At 71.4% G+C, this 17,639-nt stretch carries 13 protein-coding genes; 1 reads left to right on the top strand and 12 read right to left on the bottom strand.

Translation table 11 applies throughout. From position 1 onward, the window contains the following. Positions 1 to 12: 12 nt before the first annotated feature. From ACEZHJ_RS09005 to ACEZHJ_RS09030, 6 genes are all read right to left on the bottom strand, one after another. Positions 13 to 900, bottom strand: coding sequence for an amidohydrolase (locus tag ACEZHJ_RS09005; protein ID WP_259201806.1), 888 nt, complete (start codon positions 898 to 900; stop codon positions 13 to 15). Continuing rightward, positions 897 to 1,613, bottom strand: coding sequence for a FadR/GntR family transcriptional regulator (locus ACEZHJ_RS09010; RefSeq protein ID WP_018717524.1), 717 nt, complete (start codon positions 1,611 to 1,613; stop codon positions 897 to 899). The genes ACEZHJ_RS09005 and ACEZHJ_RS09010 overlap by 4 nt, the downstream gene beginning before the upstream one ends. A gap of 61 nt (positions 1,614 to 1,674) precedes the next feature. After that, a complete protein-coding gene (locus ACEZHJ_RS09015) occupies positions 1,675 to 2,955 on the bottom strand; it encodes a TRAP transporter large permease (RefSeq protein ID WP_018717525.1) in 1,281 nt (426 codons plus the stop codon). Continuing rightward, positions 2,948 to 3,448: a TRAP transporter small permease gene (locus ACEZHJ_RS09020; RefSeq protein ID WP_375036449.1), complete on the bottom strand. Its 501-nt coding sequence runs from the start codon at positions 3,446 to 3,448 to the stop codon at positions 2,948 to 2,950. The genes ACEZHJ_RS09015 and ACEZHJ_RS09020 overlap by 8 nt, the downstream gene beginning before the upstream one ends. A 54-nt stretch (positions 3,449 to 3,502) precedes the next feature. Further along, on the bottom strand, positions 3,503 to 4,507 hold the full coding sequence (locus ACEZHJ_RS09025; RefSeq protein WP_259201808.1) for a TRAP transporter substrate-binding protein: 1,005 nt from the start codon (positions 4,505 to 4,507) through the stop codon (positions 3,503 to 3,505). Positions 4,508 to 4,544: 37 nt separating this feature from the next. After that, positions 4,545 to 7,430: an FAD-binding and (Fe-S)-binding domain-containing protein gene (locus ACEZHJ_RS09030; protein WP_375036450.1), complete on the bottom strand. Its 2,886-nt coding sequence runs from the start codon at positions 7,428 to 7,430 to the stop codon at positions 4,545 to 4,547. A gap of 248 nt (positions 7,431 to 7,678) precedes the next feature. Between ACEZHJ_RS09030 and ACEZHJ_RS09035 the strand changes: the two genes are divergently transcribed. Beyond that, a complete protein-coding gene (locus ACEZHJ_RS09035; RefSeq protein ID WP_018717529.1) occupies positions 7,679 to 8,956 on the top strand; it encodes a D-amino acid dehydrogenase in 1,278 nt (425 codons plus the stop codon). Between the two features lie 30 nt (positions 8,957 to 8,986). Here ACEZHJ_RS09035 and ACEZHJ_RS09040 read toward each other — a convergent pair whose 3' ends face one another. From ACEZHJ_RS09040 to ACEZHJ_RS09065, 6 genes are read right to left on the bottom strand one after another with little or no spacing between them, the layout of a single operon-like run. Further along, entirely contained in the window at positions 8,987 to 9,721 is a 735-nt protein-coding gene (locus tag ACEZHJ_RS09040; protein WP_018717530.1) for a type II secretion system protein, read from the bottom strand. Positions 9,722 to 9,769: 48 nt separating this feature from the next. Then, positions 9,770 to 10,915, bottom strand: a complete 1,146-nt coding sequence (locus tag ACEZHJ_RS09045) for a type II secretion system protein (RefSeq protein ID WP_375036451.1) — start codon at positions 10,913 to 10,915, stop codon at positions 9,770 to 9,772. Beyond that, complete coding sequence (locus ACEZHJ_RS09050) at positions 10,912 to 12,153, bottom strand: type II secretion system protein (RefSeq protein WP_375036452.1); 1,242 nt, start codon at positions 12,151 to 12,153, stop codon at positions 10,912 to 10,914. The genes ACEZHJ_RS09045 and ACEZHJ_RS09050 overlap by 4 nt, the downstream gene beginning before the upstream one ends. Beyond that, the gene (locus tag ACEZHJ_RS09055; protein WP_169509130.1) at positions 12,150 to 14,642 is read right to left on the bottom strand and encodes a hypothetical protein; all 2,493 of its coding nucleotides are present in this window, start codon (positions 14,640 to 14,642) and stop codon (positions 12,150 to 12,152) included. Before ACEZHJ_RS09055 ends, ACEZHJ_RS09050 begins: the two co-directional genes overlap by 4 nt. Before the next feature lie 2 nt (positions 14,643 to 14,644). Then, complete coding sequence (locus ACEZHJ_RS09060) at positions 14,645 to 15,916, bottom strand: type II secretion system F family protein (RefSeq protein WP_163142439.1); 1,272 nt, start codon at positions 15,914 to 15,916, stop codon at positions 14,645 to 14,647. Next, complete coding sequence (locus ACEZHJ_RS09065; protein ID WP_156831148.1) at positions 15,913 to 17,628, bottom strand: GspE/PulE family protein; 1,716 nt, start codon at positions 17,626 to 17,628, stop codon at positions 15,913 to 15,915. Before ACEZHJ_RS09065 ends, ACEZHJ_RS09060 begins: the two co-directional genes overlap by 4 nt. Positions 17,629 to 17,639: the final 11 nt, after the last annotated feature.

Here is a 17,639-nt window from a genome sequence, read left to right on the forward strand (position 1 = left end):
CCGTGTGCGGTGTCAGCCGAAACCGTACAGCCTTGCCGGGTTGTCCACCAGTATCGCCCGCCGCCCGGCCTCGTCCGGGACCAGGCGCAGGAACTCGTCGACCAGGTCGCCGTCGTTGGGCATGGGCCCGGGGAGCTGCACGTGGGGCCAGTCCGTGCCGAACACGCAGCGCGACGGGCCGGCCTCGCGCAGGGCATGGAAGAACGGCTCGACGTCCGTGAACGGCGCGCGCTCCTGCGCGCTGATGCGGTTCGGCCCGGTGAGCTTGGCCCAGGTATTGCCGTCGGCGACCAGGTCCACCAGTGCCCGGAAGCCCGGATCGCCGGTGCCGCGGCCGGCGGGGACGTGACCCATGTGGTCCACCACGCTCGGCACGGGCAGGGCGCTCAGCCGCTCCGCCAGGCGCTCGAAGCGCGAGACGTCGACGAGGAACTGGATGTGCCAGCCCAGCCCGGCGATGCGCCCGGCCAGCGTCCGGACGTCGTCGAAGGTGATCCCGCCGGGGAAGACCAGGTTGATGCGGATGCCGCGGACCCCGAGCGTGTGCATGCGCTCCAGGCTCGCATCGTCCACGTCCCGGTCGACCACCGCGATGCCGCGCCACTCGATGGGGTCGCCGGCGCCACCGGCCGCCGCCAGGGTGTCGAGCATGCGGCGGTTGTCGGTGCCATAGACACTCGGCTGCACGAGCACCGCCCGCTGGAAGCCGAGGGTGGTCAGCAGCCGGCGGTAGGCGGTCTCGTCCGCGTCCGGCGGGGTGTAGCCCCGCGGGGTCTGGTAGGGGTAGTCCGCCTGGGGCCCGAAGAGGTGCGCGTGGGTGTCGCAGGCCCCCGCCGGCAGCGGCGTGGCCGGTGCATGCGGGGCCGGGTCCGGTCCGGGGATGTCGGGGGGTGTGGTCATATCTGCGTCTCCCTGGCGTCGGTGCGGGCGAGGCCCAGCCGGCGCATGGCGTTGGTCAGGTGTACGCGCATCGCCGCCCGTGCCTCCTCCGGTTCGCGGGCGAGAATGGCGTCGAGGATCGCACGGTGCTCGGCCTGCACCGCCTGGGCCCGGCCGGAGATACGGGCGGTGTTGGAGCGGGCGGCGGTGATGGACTCCATCACCCGCGGGTAAAAGAACGAGAGGAACTCGGGGAAAAAGCGGTTGCCCGTGGCCTCCGCGATGGCCCGGTGAAAGGCCAGGTCGTGACGGGCGCCGGGGCGGTCCTCGTGCACCGAGCGCTCCAGTGCCGCGAACGCCTCGCGCATGGCGGCGATGGCCGCCTCGTCAGCGTTGCCCGCCGCCAAAGCCGCCGCGCCGGCCTCCACCTCGCGGCGGATCTCATAGACGTGGCGCAGCTCCACCGGGTCGAGGCTGTCGCTGGACAGCGAGAATACCGGTTTCTCCGGCAGGGTCTCGGCGACGAAGGTCCCGCGGCCCTGGTGGGTCTTCACCAGCCGGGCGCGGCGAAGCTCCGCGATGGCCTCGCGCACGGCCGCGCGGCTCACCTCGAAGCGCGTCGCCAGCGCCGCCTCCGTGGGCATCCGCCCGCCGGGCTGGTGGCGGCCGTCGCGGATCTCGCGCTCGAGCACGCTGGCCACCTCGCCGGGAAGCCGGCGGTTCGCTCGGGTCATGTCTCCCTCCTGGATATCCGTACCGGGTCCCGGCGCGTTCGGGCGCCGGGACCCGGGCATCCTAGCCGAGCAGGCCCGGCAGCCACAGGGTGACCGCCGGGACGTAGGCGATCAGGCCCACGACGGTGATGAGCACCAGCAGGAACGGCCAGAGGTAGCGTGCCACCGTCTCGATGCGCAGGCCGCTGATGCTGGAGGCGACGAAGATCGAGTAGCCCACCGGCGGGGTGACCATGCCGACGGCGAAGTTGATCACCACCATCGCGCCCAGCTGAATCGGGTCGAGCCCGATCTGCTGGCCCACCCCGATGAGCACGCCGCTGAGGATCACCATCGCGGAGACGTTGTCCATCACCGCGCCGAGCACCAGCAGCATGACGTTGAGCATCAGCAGCAGTAGGATCGGGTTGGAGGTGATCGCCAGCAGCCCCTCGGTGACATGGGCCGGGATCTGCTCGCTGGCCACGACCCAGGCGAAGCCATAGGCGACGGCGATGATGAACATGATCACCGCGGTGGTGCGCATGGAGCGCATCAGGATCGCCGGGACGCTGCGCCAGTGGAGGTCGCGGTAGAGGAACAGGCCCACCACCGCGCTGTAGAGCGCCCCCACCATGGCGGCCTCGGTGGGCGTGAACACGCCGCCGTAGATGCCGCCGAGGATGACCACCGGCGCCATCAGTGCCCAGAAGCCCTCGCGCAGCGCGGTGAGGATCTCCCGGCCGGTGGCGCGCCGCTCCAGGGTGATCCCGCGGCGGCGGGCGTAGATCACGCTCACCAGGCAGAAGCCCCCGGCGGCGAGGAGCCCGGGGATGACGCCTGCGAGGAAGAGCTTGGCGATGGACTCCTCGGCGAGCACGCCCCAGATCACCATGGGGATGGAGGGCGGGATCATCTGCCCGAGGGGGCCCACGGCGGTGGCGAGCGCCGCGGCGTAGCCGCGCTGGTAGCCGCGCTCCTCCAGCTCGTCGACCATGATCGAGCCCACCGCGGCGGTGGTCGCCGGCGCCGAGCCGGAGATCGCGCCGAAGAAGGTGCCGGCCGCCACCGTGGACATCGACAGCCCGCCGGGGAGGTGGCCGAACAGCGTCGCCGCGACCCGTACGAGCCGCCGCGAGAGCCCGCCGGCGCTCATCAGCTCGCCGGCGAGGATGAATCCGGGAATGGCCAGGAGACTGGTGACGGTGCTCCCGGCGATGAGCCGCTGGGCGAGGATCAGCGGATTGAGGTCCGCCATCCAGATGCCCACCGCGGTGAGCAGCCCGAGCGTGAATGCGATGGGGACGCCGAGCAGCAGCAGTACGAACAGCCCGACGATCAGTACCATACCGATCTCACCCATTGCCGTTACCCTCCATGCTGCGAATGGGTGTCGGGCGCAGCAGCAGTACCGCCGCGTGGAAGGCGATCAGCGCCCCGCCGACGGGCATCGCCGCGTTGCGCAGCCACAGCGGGTAGCGCATGGCCGGCGAGACCTGGTTCGCGGTGAAAAGCGCGAAGTTCCATCCCGTCCAGAGCATGATCAGCCCGAAGGTGAGCACGAGCAGCACGATCAGCCGCTCCAGCACCTCCGAGGCGGGCCCGGGCAGGGACTCGACCAGCAGGGTCACGCGCACGTGGGCCATGTCGCGGACCAGTGCGCTTGCGAACAGGAACACCGTCCAGGTGAACGCCAGCAGCGCGACCTCGCCGCTCCAGACCAGCGAGTCGCCGAGCACGTAGCGGTAGAAGACGCCGAGCAGGAGGCTGCCGATCATCACCAGCGCCGTCGTCGCCCCCAGTGCGGAGGATGCGGCGACCAGCCAACGGCCCAGGCCATCCAGATAACGGTACATGGGGATGCCTTTCCGGACAGGGCGGCCCCGGCGCGCGGCCGGGGCCGTCGTGGACTACTCCGAGACCTGATCCAGCGCCTTGTCGAGCAGCGCCGGGCCGATCTTCTCGCGGTACTCGTCGTACACGCCAGTGACCTTCTCGCGGAAGGCGGCGACGTCGTCGACCTCGTTCACCTTCATGCCCGCCTCGCGGATCTTGGCCAGGATCTCGTCGTTGTTGGAGGCCACGGTCTCGCGCTGGCGCTCGATGGCGCGCCGGGCGGCCTTGCGCACCGTCTCCTGCTGCGTCGCGGAGAGGCTGTCGAAGGTCTGCTTGGACATCAGCAGCGCCAGGGCGTTGTAGGTGTGACGGGTCAGCGACAGGTACTCGGTGACCTCCGGGTACTTGTTGGCGTAGATCACCGCCAGCGGGATCTCGAGACCGTCGACGGTGCCCTGCTGCACCGCGGTGAACACGTCGCTCCAGGCCATCGGCACCGGGTTGGCCCCGATCGCGCGGAAGCTCGCGATGAACAGGTCGCTGGGCTGCACGCGCAGCTTCACGCCCTTGAAGTCCGAGGGCTTGCGGATCGGGCGCACGTTGTTGATCGCGTTACGGAAGCCCGCCTCCGGGAAGCCCAGACCGACGATGCCCTGGGATTCGAGGCGCGAGAGCATCTCCTGGCCGACCTCGCCGTCGAGCACCTTGTGGGCCTGGCCGGCGTTGGCGTAGAGGAAGGGCAGGTCGTTGAGCTGGAAGGCCGGCTCCAGCGTGCCCACCTGGGTGCCGGTGATCACGCCGGCGTCCAGGGTGCCGAGCTGCATGCCCTGGAGCATCTCGGTGTCGTTGCCGAGCTGGTGGTTGGGGAAGAACTTGACGTCGAACTCGCCCGGTGCCGCGGACTCCAGCTCCTCGGCGAAGTAGTGGGCGGCGATGGCGTAGGGGTCGACCTCACTGTCCGCGGTGGTCCAGCCCAGGCGGATGGTGGTAGCGGCGTGACCGATGCCGGAGACGCCGATCACGGCGGCGGCGACGAGGCCGCTCAGCAGGCGGCGGGTGCGTTGGGATCGGGTAGTCATGGAGGCTCTCCTCTTCGCTGGTTAACCGCGGCCCGGTCTAGGATAACCGGGCCGCCATGATCTCCACCGGATGGGGCGGGCGGGTGCCGGCGAGCCGCTGCGTCTGACAGCGGCAGGAATAGCCCGTGGCGAGCAGCGCCCGCGGGTCGTCCGCCGCCACCTGGGGCCGCCAGCTTTCCTCGAACAGCCACCGGCTGGTGTCCGCGTGCTCGGCGAGGTGGCCGTAGGTCCCGGCCATGCCGCAGCAGCCGGTGGCCACCGGTTCCACCGCGATGCCCATGGCCTCGAAGGCCTGGCGCCAGTGGCCCGCACTCGCCGGCTCCGCGGTCTGCTCGGTGCAGTGCAGGGCCAGGCGGTAGCCTGGCTCGCTGCTGGCGCCGCCCGGCGGCGCGTGCCCGGCGAGCCAGGCCGCGAGCTGGTGTACGCGGGGGCCGCCGGCGGGGTAGTCCTCGTTCACCGCCACGACCACGCTCGGCTCGATGCCGACGAGGGTCGCGCCGGTCTCCGCCGCCCGGGCCAGGAGCTGCTGATTGTGCCGGGCGCGGTCCCGGAAGCGCTTCATGAAGCCCTGCACGTGCAGGGCCTTGCCCGACGGCACGTAGGGCAGGACGACGACGCGGTGGCCGCTTGCCGCGATGACCCGGACCGCCGCTTCCAGCACCCGGGGGTCCAGGTAGCGCGAGAAGGCGTCCGCCAGCAGCGCCACCGCGGGCCCGCCGGCGGCGAGCGCAGCCAGCGCCTCGCCCTGGCGCCGCGGCCAGTGGACGCCCTCGATCCGCGGCCGGGACCGGCGCCCGGGCAGGCGGGGCAGTGCCTGCAGGCCGAGGCGGCCGGCCAGGGCGCGGCCGGCGGCGCCGTGGAGCACGCCGTTGGTAAGTCGCGGCACGGCGGCCATCAACGGCATCAGGTGCTCCATGGCGCCGAGGAGGTAATCCCGCGCCGGGCGGCGGTGATCCCGGTGATACGCCTCCAGGAAGCGTGAGCGCATCTCGGGGATGTTCACGTGGATGGGGCACTGGGTGGCGCAGGCGCGGCAGCCGAGGCACCCGTTCATGGCCTCGTAGGTGGCCTCGGCGATCTCGTCGGTACCGCCGTCGCCGGTCTCGCGGCGGCGCAGCCATTCCCGCAGCAGCGTCGCCCGGCCCTTGGGCGAGTGCACGCGCTCGCGCGTGGCCTTGTAGCTGGGGCAGATGACCTGGGCGACGTCCCAGTCGAAGCACACGCCGTTGCCGTTGCACTCGAACGCCTTGGTCCACTCGTCGCGGACCGCGGTCGGGACGCTGCGTTCGTGTTCGCCGCGCATGGGCACGCCGTCGATGCGCCACACGCCCTCCGGGGCCGCGTCGGGGGCGACGATCTTGCCTGGATTCATGCGGTTGTCCGGGTCGAAGAAGCGCTTCACGGCGGCGAGCACGCCGTAGAGCTCGTCGCCGAAGAAGGTGCGGGTGTACTCGCCGCGCACGCCCTTGCCGTGCTCGCCCCAGAGCAGACCGTGGTAGCGGCCCACCAGCTCGACGACCTCGTCGCTGATCGCGCGCAGGCGCTTCGCGTCCTCCGGGTCGGTCATGTCCAGCGCCGGGCGCACGTGCAGGCAGCCGACGTCGACGTGGCCGAACATGCCGTAGTCCACGCCGTGACGGTCGAGCAACGCGCGGAACTCGCGGATGTAGTCCGCCAGGTGCTCCGGCGGGACCACGGTGTCCTCGACGAAGGGCACCGGCTTGCGCCGGCCCGGCGTGCGCCCGAGCAGCCCGACGCCCTTGGCGCGGACCCCCCAGAGCCGGGCGATCAGGCCGCCGTCGTCGGTGACGTGGAAGCCCGCGTGGTCGTCGCGCCGTTGCAGCGCCGTGCGCAGACGCTCGACCGCGGCCTCCACCCCGGCCGGGTCGCTGTCGCGGAACTCGATGAAATTGGTCACCAGCGGCGGCGCGTCGTCGGCGCGGTCACCGGCGAGCGCCTCCCGCACCGCCGGCCAGTCGCCGTCCGCGCGGGCCAGCTCGAAGATGCGCTGGTCCAGGGTCTCCACCGCCGAGGGCTCGGCCTCGAGCAGCCGGTGGGCGTCGGCGAGGGCGTCGTCGAAATCGTGGTAGCGCACCACCACCAGCGCCTGGTGCCGGGGTGCGGGGATCACCCGCAGGCTCAGCTCGGTCACCAGCCCGAGGGTGCCCTCCGCGCCGGCGATCAGCCGGGCCGGGTCCACCGTACCGTCCTCCGGGAAGGCGTCGCGCAGGTTGTAGCCGGTGAGCGAGCGGCTCATTGCCGGGAACCGGTCGCGGATCGCCTCGCGGTGCGGGCAGACGATGGCGCGCAGCGCGCTCGCCGCGCGGGTGCCGGCGTTCTCGGCAGCGCTGGCCTCGGCGGCGGTGTAGCGCTGGAACTCGTAGCGCCGGCCGTCGGGCAGCGCCAGCGAGGCGCCGAGGACGTAGTCCCCGGTACGGCCGTAGCGCCGCGAGCCCTTGCCGCAGGCGTCGGTACCGACCATGCCGCCGACCGTGGCGCGGCTGGCGGTCGAGGTGTGCGGGGGGAAGAACAGCCCGTAGGGCGCGAGGGCGCGGTTGAGCTGGCCGAGGACCACGCCGGGCTCGACGCGCACGCGCCCGGCCTCCGGGTCGATCTCCAGGATCCGGTTCATGTACCGGCTGGTGTCCACGAGCACCTGGTCGCTCAGGGACTGGCCGTTGGTCCCCGTGCCGCCGCCGCGGGGGGCGAAGCGCACCGTGGCGAAGCGTTCCTCCGCGGCCAGCGCCATCAGGCGTTCGCAGTCGCCCCGGTGACGTGGCGCGATCACCAGCGACGGCATCACCTGGTAGACGCTGTTGTCCGTCGACAGTGCGATCCGGTCGGCGATGTCGTCGCTGACATCCCCTTCGAAGCCGCCGTCGGTAAGCGCCGATGCAAATGCCTTGAGGGTCGGGGGAATCACGGCCCGCTCTCGCTCCACGGAGATAGTTGTCAGATTATTGATGGCGTAAAGCCTATTTAAATTGATGTTGTCTGACAAGTTATCAGGCTACCGCCCATCGCGTGCGCCGTGCACCCGCGCCCTTCCGCATCGCCGCACGCAGCGGCTGACGCACGGCATCACCTCTGAGAAGATGAGTGGACCGCCCAAACGCGGGAAACGGGGCCGGCCGCGCCGGCGGGCGATATCGTGCGAGCAGGAGAAGCACAGTGCACGTACTGGTTATCGGTGGCGGTTTGATGGGGGTGTCCACGGCGTATTACCTGGTCGAGGCCGGGCACCGGGTGACGCTGGTGGAGCGCCAGCCCGAGCTGGCGGCCGAGGGCAGCCATTCCAACGGCGGCATGCTCCACGCCAGCCACACGGAGCCCTGGAACACCCCGGAGGCCATCCGCCAGTTCCTGCAGTGGATCGGCCGCGAGGAGTCCCCGCTGCTGCTGCGCCCCGGCCAGATACCCAACCTCATCGGCTGGGGCCTCGGCTTCCTGCGCTACAGCCGTACCCATCACCACGAGCGCAACACCCGGGTGAACACGCGGCTCGCCGTCTACAGCCAGCGGCTCATGGCCGGCATCCGCGAGGCCACGGGGCTGGAGTACGACGCCGACCACCGCGGGATCCTCAAGATCTTCCGCGACCGGCGCGAGTACGAGCACGCCCTGGCCGGTTCCGCGCTCACCGAGTCGCTGGGCGTGCGCTTCGAGCGTCTCGGCACCGACGAGGTGATCGGTGTGGAGCCGACGCTGGCCGACGTGGCCGGCGATATCGTCGGCGGCATCCACTATCCCGACGACGAGTCCGGCGACGCCCGGCGCTTCGTCGAGGGCCTCGGCGAGTGGCTGCGAGGGCAGGGCGCGGAGCTGCGCCTCGGTGAATCGGTGCAGCGCATCGACGGCGGTGCCGACGGTATCGCCGGGGTGGTTACCGACCGGGACACCCTTACCGCGGATGCCTACGTCCTCGCCTCCGGCGTGGACGCGCCGGCACACGTCCGGCCGCTGGGCGTCAACCTGCCCATCCGCCCGGTCAAGGGCTACTCCGCCACCCTGCCGGTGGACGGCGACGCCGGCGCGCCGCGGGTACCGATCATCGACGAGGGCAACAAGGTGGTGATCACCCGCCTCGGCGAGCGCCTGCGCGTGGCCGGCACCGCGGAGTTCGCGGGCATGGACCGCTCGGTGCGCGAGCGCCGGGTGGAGATCGTGGTGCGCCAGGCGCTGTCGAACTTCCCCGCCTACGCCTCGCGGGTCGAGCGCAGCGCCGCCGAGCCGTGGGCGTGCCTGCGCCCGATGACCAAGGACGGCCCGCCGATCCTCGGTGACAGCGGCGTGCCGGGCCTGTTCCTCAACGTCGGCCCGGGGCATCTCGGCTGGACCTTCGCCGCCGGCGCCGGCCGGGTGGTGGCGGACTGCGTCATCGGCCGGGACCCGGAGATCGACATGCAGGGGCTGACCCTGGCGCGTTACCGACGCCAGCCGAGGGGCTAACGTCCGCGGCGGGCGGTGCCGGCGTCGCCGTCAGCGGTTCATGCGGTAATAGGCGGTGACGACGGTGACCTGGTCCTCGTCCTCCGCAGTCGCGGTGCTGTCGCCGTAGGCCATGCGGTCATCGACGCTCCACGCCACGCCCGTTGTGCCCGTCGAGTCCGCCTCGCTGTCCTCGCGAAACCGGCCGAAGCGGGCATCCGCCTTGCCGTCGATCCCGGCGTCGAGATGCCGCGCGAGGGAGGGGGTGAGGTCGCGGATCACCATCACGTTGCGCTCCCGGGTCACGTAGTTGTCCACGGAGGAGCCGGGCACGGCCCACTCCACCGTCCGGAAGCAGACCTGCACCTCCTGGGGATTGCCGTTGCTGTCCTGGTAGACGTAGCGGTCGTTCTGTCCCTCCGCACGGCCTTCCGGCAGCTCCACGCCGGCGGCGAGGAAGGTGTTGAGCAGGGCATCGTCCGTGCCGTTGCACAGTGCCGAGCCGTCGCCGTTGATCTCGCCGCCGGGGTCGGAGGGGGCGTCGCCCGGGACCACGCCGGTATTGGCCGTGTAGGTGTCGTAGGCGATCTGCCAGCCCTGCACGAACGTGCTGGAGATGCGCTGGTACTGCGCGTTGCGATACAGATCGCGACCCACGGTCACCGCGCTGATGATCAGCCCGATCACCGCGAGCACGATCGCGAGCTCGAGCAGCGTGAAGCCGGCGGCGGTACCGCCAGGGGCGGCTGCGCCGGGCGTCCGGGTCCGGTGGTTGGCTGTGTTCACGGTGCTTGCCTCGGTGCCTGGGTAAGAGGGCATGACGGTGGCCATCGCTCAGAAGCCGCGCGCGTCGGCGTCAAGGGCGTTGTCGCGGATGGACTCGGCCAGGTCGACGGCGTCCGGGACCAGCTTCTCCGCGCGCTCGACCCGCCTCTCGGCCTCGACGACACCGGCAATCGCCGCGCCGAGCCCGGCGGCGGCGGTAACGGTCGCCGACGTGTTGGTGACCACCGACGCCACACCCGCCGCGATGATCGGCGACAGGGTGCCGTATGACCCGATCGTCTGGGCGATGGCCAGCGCGGTGTCCGCGGTGCCGCTCGCGAGCCCCCCGGCCGCGGCCGCGACCCCGGCGGAGGCGGAGACCGTGGAGGCCTCGGCCTGGCGCAGCTGCAGGCGCAGCAGCTCGAGGTATTCGGCGGAGGTGATTGCCATCATCCGGGCGCTGTTGGCCGCGTTGAAATGCGTGTGCCCGATGGCTGCGAGGGCCTCGACGCAGTCGAAGTAACCGGCGAGACCGTCGAACGACGCGGTGGCCACGCGGTCGTCGTTGACCGCCGAGGCGCCGCGACTCGGCGCGTCGAAGACCGGCTCGCCGCTCGCCTGACGGCCGTCGAAGCGGCTGCCGTCGCCGTCGTCGTCGGACAGCCCGGGAGCGGCGATGGCGTAGGCGACATTGGTGTCCGTCCCCCCGGTGCTGGTGTGCAGCAGCGCGGGGTCCGTGTCGCCGGCGGCGGCGCGGTCGAGGGCGAAGCACAGATCGAGCATGTTCGCGTTGCCGAGGGGCGGCTCGCTGGGGGTGCCTTCCGCGTCCGTGAGCAGCGGATTGAACCGGTCGGCGGCGCGCGCCAGATCCAGGTCCTGGTCGGGGTTGCGGTAGACCCCGTAGCGCAGCTCGCCGGCGGCGCGCGTCGGCAGGCCCAGCGTCCGCCACGGCAGCAGGCCCTTCTGGGCCGGGTCGCCACAGGCCTCGCGGCCGTCATGGTCCGGGGCGGGGCACGGCAGCCGCCCGGTCTCGTAGATGAAGCCCACCAGGGCCCGCTCGGCGCGGACCATGAGCTGTTGCTGGGCCCGGGCCACCGAGGCGCGCTCAGCTGACGCCCAGTATGCGGTGAAGCCCACCGCGAGAAGACCGAGCACGGCCAGGACCACGCTGACCTCGAGCAGCGAGAAGCCGGCGATTCGGCGTCGTGCGCTCATGGCAGCAGACCTCCGCTGTCCTCGTTCACTGCGGATTCGAAGCGGTGCCGGGCGTCACCGGCATCGTCGAAGCCGATCCCGTTGCAGCTGGCCACGCCGCCGAGGCCGATCCGCGCGATCAGCTCCCGGCCCCGGCGCGGGTCGTCCGGGTCGGCCGCGGCGTCCTCGAACTTGACCTGCTCGGCGAAGCGGATGGCGTTGCAGATGTTCTCCTCCGCGGTGGCCACCTTGTCCACGGCTAGGCCCACCTGGACGGAGGCGGCCGCGACCTGGGCGGCGGCCGCACCGATGCCGACCACGGCGGCGGCGATGGGTGCCGACAGCGAGCCCTTGCTGGTGGCGGCCAGGGCGATGGCGCTGGCGGAGGTGCCGATGGCGTTGGCGAGACTGACGCCGGCGATGGCGACCCGCACACCGGCCATGATCTCGTTGCCCCGGCGTACGTGCAGGGCGAGGTCGCGGAAACGCAGGTACATGCCGGCGTCGATGCGTACCGGCGCGCTGCCGGCCTTGTTGTGTCCCTCGTATCCCGCCACCCGGTCGAGATCGTAGGCGGCAAAGGCCGCCCGGGCGGCGATGTTCGAGCGCGCGAGCCGCCGCGTGCAGCCGAGCTTTCCGGCCAGCTCCGCGGGTCCCACGGCGATCACACGGTCGTCGTTGTCGCCGTCGCGGCGCTGTCCGGGCAGCTCGAAGCCGGCGGCGGCGTTGAGTCCCTGGTACCGGCCGTCGTCCCCCGGGTGTGCGAGGGCATAGGCGGCGACCGTGTCGTGGGCGCCGATGGTCAGGCCGCTGTCCGGGGCCCGGTCGAGCAGGTTGCGGCAGAAGTCGAGCCCGTTGACCGGGTCATCGTGGGTGCGGGGCAGCTCCGGGGTGTAAGCGGTGGCGGCGGGCAGCGCCGTGAGGTCGCTGCCCCCGGTGTCGGCGCCGTAGCGCACCGGTGCGTCCGGTGGGTCGACGCCCAGGCTCTGCCACGGGACGCGGCCGATGGCGTCCCCGCCGCAGTCCTCGGCGCCGTCGCCGTCGCTGTCCGGGCACGGCAGGCGGTGACGGCGCAGGACGAACCCTTCCACGGCGCTCTGCAGCCCCGCGAGCCGGGAGGCGGCGCGGTCGCCGCCGGTGCCGGCCTCGAGCGCCAGCGGCACCAGCCGCCAGGCGGCGACGGCGATCGTGCCGAGCACTACCAGCACGACCGCGAGCTCGATCAGGGAGAAGCCGCGCGCCGGCGTCACGCGTGTCATAGGCTGCCCCCCTTCTCGTCGGAGCGCTCGAGGATCTCCCCGGTCCGGTCCCAGAGTACCGGCGGCTCGCCGGACGGCTCCTCGGTCGAGGGGTCGCTGAACTCGTCCAGTGCGCGCTGGGCCTGGTCCCGCGATTCGCGGGCGTTCTCCACGCCGTCGCGGGCGAGGCGCCATTCGCGGTCGGCGATGAAGCACGCCTCGAAATCGGAGTCGGCATCGTCCGGCTGGTCTCCGGGTCGCTCGGCCTTGGCCTGGAAATAGTCGTCGATCGCGTCCTCCATCTCGTCAGTCCTGTCGACGGTGCGCGTCTTCGTCTCCGTGTGGCATTCCTGCTCGCCGTCCGCGTTGGTCTCGCAGACCTCGACCTCTTCCTCGTAGGTGCCCTGTGCCGCGTCGATCACCTCCTGGCGCTGGTCCTCGAACGCCTCCTTCGTGCGCTCGGTTTCGGACTCCGCCTGGTCGATGCGCGCCTCGAGCTCGTCGATGTCCGGGTCGATCCTTATCTTCTGCTCGAACAGCGAGCGCCGGCTCTCCTCGAGCTCGTCGAGGCGGTTGTTGAGCTGCTGGCGCCGGTCCGGGTCGTCGACCGTTTCCCCGTTCGTGCAGCTTGCGTCGTCGCGCTCGCCGAGCAGGCACTCGACATTCGCGATCTCGGCGTCGATGTCGTCGATGGAGCTCTCTATGCTCTCCAGCTGCTCGTCGCTGGACTGCCCGGAGGTGGTGCTGCCGAGGTCGTCGAGGGTCTCCTGCAGCGTCTGCCGCTCCTCGAGCAGGCGCTGGCCCTCCTCGGTGTCCGCCGGGTCCCCGGGGAGCCCGTCGATCCGCTCGTTGACCTCGTCGATGCGGCTCTCCAGCTCGGCTTCGACCTCGTCGCGCGCCGAGCCGAGGGCGTCGTCGGCCCCGCCGGCGTCGTCGCCGAAGTCCTCGTCGCGTTCGGCACGGTCGCGGTCGTCGATCGCCTGCTCGAGTGCCTGCTGCGCCTCGAGGTTGTCCGCGGCATCGCCGCGCAGCTCGTCGACCAGGTCGACGTCCGCATCGGTGTCGTCGGCCTTGTTGCTGACCTCGTTCATGATCGAGCGCATCTCGTCGTCGAGGAACGCGTCCAGGCCCCAGCCCCAGTTGTCGTAGTAATTGCGGCACTGCCCGGCGTCGCCGCAGCGGCAGGCGTCCTGGCGCTCGTCGAAGGCCTCGTCGAGCTCCTCCTCGCGTTCGTCGAGCTCGTCCTGGGCCTGGTCACGGGCCTCGATCAGCTGGTCGTTCACCTCGTCCAGGCCGACCAGGCTGTCAATGTCGATGCCGCCACCGTTGCCGAGACCGGTGTCCACTTCGTCGAGTTCCACGCCCATCTGCACGGCGACGGTCAGGTTCGTGATCAGAGCCCCGAGGTTGAGGCCGTAGGCGGCGACGTTGGCGATGATCGCCGCCGAGCTCGCGCCCACCGCCACCCCGGCCGCAGCGGTCCACGCCGCCGCGTGCGGTATCTCGGCGCAGCCGACGATGACCACGCAGGTGCTGATGGCGGCGCTCAGCGCGGCCGATGCCGCGGACAGCTCGGTGATGGATGTGCCGAGGGTGCCGCCGGCGATCACCGCCTTGGTCCCGGCGATGGCCATCTTCACCGCGTTCACTGCGGCGGCGACGCTGGAGCTCCCGATGAGCCATTCCTGTTGGGAATGGACCTCGTCCACGGCGGAGACGCCCAGCGACAGCCCCTCTAGGGAGAGGATCAGGCTGCTGCAGTTCAGCGCCTCCGAGAGGCGGCCGTGGCTGCGCTGCACGACCCGGTCGTCGTAGCCGCTGCCGGCGGCGCGCCCGGGGTCGGCCATGACCGGGCCGGCGGCGGCGTTCTCCCCGTCGAACAGCCCGCCGCTGCCGTCCATGTCCCGGCTGCCAGGGTGGGCGATGGCATAGGCCACGGGCGAGCCGCCGGCGCCGCCGACCGTCGGTGCGGACGCGTTGGCGGCCCGGCTGATCCCCAGGCAGAGGTCCGGGGTGCCGACGTTGTCGAACACGCGGAACTCGTTGTCGCCGCCGTCGTGGCCGACGAGGCCGTCGTCGTCCACGGTCCGGAACTCCGCGGTCCCGACGGAGCCGGGATCGAAACGGTTCGCGGCGCTGGCCAGGTCCGCGCCGGTGCGGTCGACCATGTACGCCAGCTGGCGGATGCGCGCGCGCAGGGCCGGATCCTCGACCCCGAGGTCGCGCCAGGGCAGCGCACCCTTGATGGCGCCGCCGCTGCAGTCCTCGAGGCCGTCGCCGTCGGTGTCGGGACAGGGCAGGCGGTAGTGGGCCGTGGCGAAGCCGAGCAGCGCCCGGTCGGCCTGCCGGAGGATATCGGCCTGCTCCCGGGCCTGCCCGCTCGCGGTGTGGATCTGCAGCCACAGCGTGCCGGCCACGAGGGCGCCGCCCACCAGCAGGGTGATGAGCAGGGTCTCGACGAGCCCGAGCCCGTGCTGGCGTTTCATGTCGGGGAGCGCACGGGGGAACACGGTCACACGCCTCCCGCGGAGATCTGCATGGCCTGGCGGATGAGGTCGTAGATCGGGATGAGCAGCGCCAGCACCAGTACGAAGAACAGCGCGCCGGCGACCAGGATGATCGCGGGTTTGATGATCTCGGAGAGCGAGGCGATGACCACGTCCAGGCGCTTGCGGTACTCCGCCGAGAGGTGGTCGAGCTGCTCGTCGATCGAGCCGCTGTCCTCGCCGACGGCGATCATGCGGACCGCCATCGCGGGGAAGCCGCCCACCGCGCGCATGGAGGACGCCACGCCCTCGCCGCGGGTGACCGCCTCGCGCACCCGGGCGAGTCGCCGGCGGTAGTAGAGGTCGCCGGTCGCGCGGGTGAGCACGTCCAGGCTGGTGACGATGTCCAGCCCCGAGCGCACCAGGATCGCCAGGTGCTCGCTGATCGCCGCCATCCCGGAGGAGGTCGCCAGCACGCGGGTCACCGGCAGCCGGTGCGCGAGGGTGTGCATCGCATGGCGTGTGGGCTCGTGGTTGCGCACCGCCCAGGTGATGCCCGCTATCAGCGCCGCCAGTACCAGGATCACCGCGAGGGCGTTACCGGCGACCAGGTCCGAGAAGGCGATGAGGTTTCTGGTGATCGCCGGCATCTCGGCGTTCAGCTGCTCGAAGAGGTCGCCCATGGTGGGGACGACGTAGGTGATCCAGAACGCCGCGACGGCGATGATTGAGGCGAATACGAAGATCGGGTAGATGAGCGCGGTGCGGATGTCGCGCCGGATGTTCACCATCCGCTCGGTGTGTTCCGCGCCCTCGATGAGCATGCGGTCGAGGTTGCCCGACTGGTCGCCGATGGCGACGAGGTTCCGGACGGTCTCCGGGAAGACGTCCGGGCGCCGGGCGAACGCCTCGCTGACCGACACGCCCGCGTCCAGGTCGTCGTGCATCTGCCGCGCGATGCGGGTGATCCCCCTGGTGCCGGTGGTCTCGCCCTCGCCGATGATGGTGCGCAGGGCGTCCAGCGCCGGCACGCCGGCGCGGAGCATGATGCCCATGTCGCGGAGGAAGCCGGCGAGGTCCTCGGCGCGGATCCCGCGGTGGATCATGCGCCGGAGACCGTCACAGGCGGCGGTGACGGGGCGGGGCAGCGGCCACAGGCTGACCACCGTGCCGTCGAACTCCTGCTCGAGGCGCAACCGTGCGGAGAAGTCCTGCTCCACCGCGATCCGGTAGAAGCCCGTCCGGAGCGCCCCGTGGGGCATGAGCACGCGATAGTAATAGGTCCTGAGCGCCGTCAAGACAGGTTCCTCCCGATGGCGCGGTTGATCTCGTCGACGGTGGTCTCGCCGTCGGTGACCCGCTGGCGCGCGAGCACGCCGATGGGCCGCATGCCGCTGGCCTGGGAGATGTGCCGGAGCTCGCCGCGGGAGCTGTCCACGGCGATGGCGTCGGCGACGTCCCGGTCCGGGAGCAGCATCTCGTAGACCGGCACCCGCCCGAGGTAGCCGGTCCCGCGGCAGTGACGGCAGCCGGCGCCCTCGTACACGGGCTGGTCCGTCTCCAGCCCGAGCCACTCGCGCTGGGCCGTCGTGGGTCCGATCGCGACCCGGCACATGGGGCAGATCCGGCGCACGAGGCGCTGGTTGATCACGCCGACCAGGTTCTCGGCGATGGTCTCCACGTCGACCCCGAGGAGCTTCAGGCGCGGGACGACGCCGAAGATGCTGCCGACGTGCAGCGTGGAGAGCACCAGGTGTCCGGTGGAGGAGGCGTCGATGGCGGCGCGCGCGGTCTCGTCGTCGCGGATCTCGCCCACCAGGATCACGTCGGGGTCGTGACGGAGGAAGTAGCGCAGTGCGTTGGAGAAGCCGTAGCCGGAGCGCTGGTTGACCTCCGTCTGGCACACGGCGGGGACGCGGTATTCCACCGGGTCCTCCACGGTGAGGACGTTGCGCTCGATCAGTGGCTGCATGCGCAGGGCCGCGTGCAGCGTGGTGCTCTTGCCCGAGCCCGTGGGCCCGGTGAGCAGCACCAGGCCGTGGGGCCGGGAGAACAGCTCGGAGAGCTCGTCCACGTCCTCGCCGATGAAGCCCAGGTCCTGGAGCTTGTCGAGGTCGCTGCGCTCCGGGAGCAGGCGCAGCACCATGCGCTCGCCGTGTTCGGTGATGAGCGTGGACACGCGCAGGGTGAAGGGCTGGTCCAGCACCACGCGGTTGAAGCTGCCGTCCTGCGGCAGGCGCTGTTCGGCGACGTCCATCTCCGCGCACAGCTTGATGTAGCTGTTCAGCCGGTCGAGCACCACCGACAGGCCGAACATGGGCCGCAGGACGCCGTCCACGCGAAAAAGGACGTGGCGGCTGTTCTCCGCGGGGGTGATGTGCACGTCGGTGGCACGCTCCCGCACCGCCAGGGTGAGGATGTATTCGAGCAGGCGCTCCGGGCTGTAGACGCGGTCCACATCGCGCTCGAGCATCCGGATCTCGCGCTGGATCACGTGCTCGGGCGGATTGTCGGCAAAGTAGAAGTGCTGCCGCACCGCGCGGGCCACCCGGGCGAACTCCCCCTGGAGGAAGCGTACCCGCCAGCCGGTACGCCGGCGTACGAGATCGGCGATCTCTTCGGGGCTGCCGTCGCCGAGCACCACCGTCAGCGTCTCGCCCTCCAGGGCCAGCGGCAGGAACCCCCGGGAGAGGCACAGCGCCTGGTTGAAGGGCTGGGTTGCCTCCGGGTGGGGCTCCGGCAGCGTGTCCATGTCGGCGAACTCCGCCGGATGGCTCTGCTGTTCGGCGAGCACGCGCGCGATGTCCTTCTGGGTCGCGAGCCCGTGGGCGACCAGGAGGTTGCCGAGGCGCCCGTTCTCGACGCCCTGCTTCTGCAGCACGAATTCGAGTTCGGCTTCGGTGATCAGGCCCTTGCGGACCACCAGCTCGCCGAGCCGGACCGGGGCGGTGCCCTCCGGGGGCCCGTCGGTGTCGGGCTGCTGACTCTCCTGCGGATCGTGGTCGAGCATGATGAAGCGGT

The organism is Arhodomonas sp. KWT2 (assembly GCF_041949875.1).
GTDB lineage: Bacteria > Pseudomonadota > Gammaproteobacteria > Nitrococcales > Nitrococcaceae > Arhodomonas > Arhodomonas aquaeolei.

Coding starts and splice junctions, on each gene's coding strand:
- ACEZHJ_RS09005 (WP_259201806.1), bottom strand. CDS start 900: ATGACCACACCCCCCGACATCCCCGGACCGGACCCGGCCCCGCATGCA.
- ACEZHJ_RS09010 (WP_018717524.1), bottom strand. CDS start 1,613: ATGACCCGAGCGAACCGCCGGCTTCCCGGCGAGGTGGCCAGCGTGCTC.
- ACEZHJ_RS09015 (WP_018717525.1), bottom strand. CDS start 2,955: ATGGGTGAGATCGGTATGGTACTGATCGTCGGGCTGTTCGTACTGCTG.
- ACEZHJ_RS09020 (WP_375036449.1), bottom strand. CDS start 3,448: ATGTACCGTTATCTGGATGGCCTGGGCCGTTGGCTGGTCGCCGCATCC.
- ACEZHJ_RS09025 (WP_259201808.1), bottom strand. CDS start 4,507: ATGACTACCCGATCCCAACGCACCCGCCGCCTGCTGAGCGGCCTCGTC.
- ACEZHJ_RS09045 (WP_375036451.1), bottom strand. CDS start 10,915: ATGAGCGCACGACGCCGAATCGCCGGCTTCTCGCTGCTCGAGGTCAGC.
- ACEZHJ_RS09050 (WP_375036452.1), bottom strand. CDS start 12,153: ATGACACGCGTGACGCCGGCGCGCGGCTTCTCCCTGATCGAGCTCGCG.
- ACEZHJ_RS09065 (WP_156831148.1), bottom strand. CDS start 17,628: ATGCTCGACCACGATCCGCAGGAGAGTCAGCAGCCCGACACCGACGGG.